Annotated in this window: 3 protein-coding genes; all 3 read right to left on the bottom strand. The window is 31.8% G+C overall.

Annotation, left to right across the window (positions count from 1 at the left end; translation table 11 throughout):
• Positions 1 to 1,388 (bottom strand): hydroxylamine reductase (hcp, locus tag VIM70_RS01420; RefSeq protein WP_331943391.1); only part of this gene is annotated, 1,388 nt, incomplete at its 3' end.
• Between the two features lie 310 nt (positions 1,389 to 1,698).
• Complete coding sequence (locus VIM70_RS01415) at positions 1,699 to 2,103, bottom strand: recombinase family protein (protein WP_331943393.1); 405 nt, start codon at positions 2,101 to 2,103, stop codon at positions 1,699 to 1,701.
• Positions 2,104 to 2,235: 132 nt separating this feature from the next.
• Positions 2,236 to 2,610, bottom strand: a complete 375-nt coding sequence (locus VIM70_RS01410) for a desulfoferrodoxin (protein WP_331943389.1) — start codon at positions 2,608 to 2,610, stop codon at positions 2,236 to 2,238.
• Between the last annotated feature and the right edge of the window lie 93 nt (positions 2,611 to 2,703).

Genomic DNA, 2,703 nt, shown 5'->3' with positions numbered 1-2,703 from the left:
GCAGAATATGCATCGTTACATTGGCCTATATCTAGTAATCTTGGAAGTCCTGCTACTTCACCAAACTCCAATTTATTAAAACGATATTTTCCACAAGCTAAAGTGAGAATAATACAATCCTTAGGAACCTGCTTAGCAAATTCAGTGTAATAATTTCTTCCTGTCCTTGCACCATCACATCCTCCGATTAAGAAGAAGTGTCTAATTTTTCCTTCTTTAACTGCATTCACTATTGCTTCAGCATGACTTAAAGTTGCTTCATGACCAAATCCTACAACAATCTCTTTAACTTCTTCATCTTTTTCGAAACCACCTAATTCAAGCGCTTTCTTTATTATTTCAGAGAAGTCCTTATGGCCATTCTCATCATTTGATATATGTTTTATGCCATCCCACCCAACAACACTTGTTGAGAAAATCCTATCTTTGTAAGAATCTCTTGGTTTCATTAAGCAATTTGTTGTCATTAAAATACAACCAGGTATACCATCAAATTCCTTTTGTTGATTTTGCCATGCGCTTCCAAAATTACCTACTAAATGAGGGGATTTATTTAACTTAGGATATCCATGTGAAGGTAACATTTCACCATGTGTGTAAATATTTATACCCTTACCTTCTGTTTGTTCGAGCAACATTTCAAGGTCCCTTAGATCATGACCAGAAATTACGATAAATGGTCCTTTTTTAATGTTTACATTAACCTTTTGAGGTGAAGGAGAACTATATTTTTCAGTATTAGCTTTATTTAATACCGCCATAACCTTAACACTCATCTCACCAGTTTTAATCAAGTACTTGATAAGATCTTGAAGATTTAGACTATCATCAGTAATTACTGCTAAAGCTATAAAATAAAAGTCATCTACCTCATCACTATTATATTTAATGAATCTAGCTTGATGTGCATAAGCTGCAATTCCTTTTAATCCATATTTTATAGTTTCGCGGACGGAGCGTATATCAGCATCTAAATTCTCATCAAACATGACTCCTGCTTTTTTAGCATCTTCAAGAATTTGTTCTTTAGTATCACTTAAATTATATAGAGCTTCTTCACCATCTACCTTTTCACCTAAGGCCTTTTTTCGAGCGTCCTCTTTTATCACTTGGGACCTTTTTAGCATTTCCATATGAGATTCAGGATCAAAATTTACATTAGTTAATGTCATAAACAATGAATTTTCAACAAATGAAACCCATGACTTATCAAGTTTTTCACCTTTAGCTAGAAGTTTAGTAGCATAACAACTTATTCCTTTTAGCTGATAAATGAGCAAATCTTGCATTGCTGCGATTTCAGGTGTTTTTCCACAGACTCCTACTTTGGTACAACCTTTTCCAAATGCAGTTTGTTCACATTGAAAACAAAACATTTTTTCTTGCATATGTATCCCTCCTAAATTTTGTAATTAGTATGTATATTATTTTACACAACTTGGTGTGATTATACAATACAATAACAAATATTTATACGTTTCTTCTAAACTAACTTTACCAGGATCAATATCCTGTATGGTTGGTAGGATAGTGCTTATTATATGACAAAACCCAATGTACGATTTTGTTTAAAATCGTACATTCATTTTTTTTATGAACCGTTGATTTATATGGGTTGTTAATCATCCGGTTAAATTTAACTATGTAATTACCCTTTTGAATGTATTGTTTTAGTGGTTCAGTTCAAATTGCCCCTCCTTAATTGCTCTCTTCATATTGATTAATTAATTTATAGAATGTAGTTTTCTTTAATTCCAATATTTTCATAACATCAACTGCTTTTATAGTGTTTACCTTGTACATCTTGTAATACTTATCCCATAACTTAGGTACTTCAATAGACTTACGTCCTTTATATTTTCCTTCTGTTACTGCAATTAATATGCCTTCCATCTGCCTATCTTTTAGATAGTCACGTTCAAGTTGTGCAACTGCTCCAAATACTGTGAGCATGAATACTCCCGTGGGTGTTGTAGTATCTATAGCTTCCTTTAATGATATAAATATAATGCCCTTACTATTTAATTGTTCTACAAGCTCCAATAAATCTGTGTACCATCTTTCACAGTAATCATGCTCATTATTTCTGCCTCCTCTATATATTTTTTAAATATGTAGTAGTTATAATGGGTAACTATTATCAATATCTAATGTTATATTCATAAATCAATTTAATATTTTAAAGATTCTGAATATTCAACATAGCCCATTACCAGTTGTTTTAGTAAATATGTTTCAACCTTTCCATAATCCGTGAACATTACAATATTCTCTTACGCATAAAACTTCTTCTTCAACAAGAAATAGGACTTGAGGTTTATCTCCAGGGTTTAGATACTTTCTATATATTTTATTTTCAGTTTGAACTTCTATCCATTCAATATAATGTTTTTCTAACATTGGATGTTCAACAGCACCAACTTTAACAAGAACTCCACCCTTAACCTTTTCGATAACTGGCACATGCTTTTCTTTTGCTGCATCCACTGTATTTTCAACTTGTAATATCATTGGCTGTCCGCAACAAACTAAAACTCCATCACCTGAATGTAAAACTTCTACGATATTACCACAAATTTCGCATTTATAGACTTCTTTAAGTTTAGTCATAATTATACCTCCAAAATTTTATATTTTAATATACGCGTTAACTAACTAATCCTCTTTTTCTTGTCCTTTTACATCATCGTATACAAAATTGCA

Origin of the sequence: Clostridium sp. (genome assembly GCF_036569345.1) — a bacterium.
Lineage (GTDB): Bacteria > Bacillota > Clostridia > Clostridiales > Clostridiaceae > Clostridium_AD.
The sequence above is the reverse complement of the archived record's forward strand: the minus strand, read 5'-3'. Positions and strand labels throughout refer to the sequence as shown.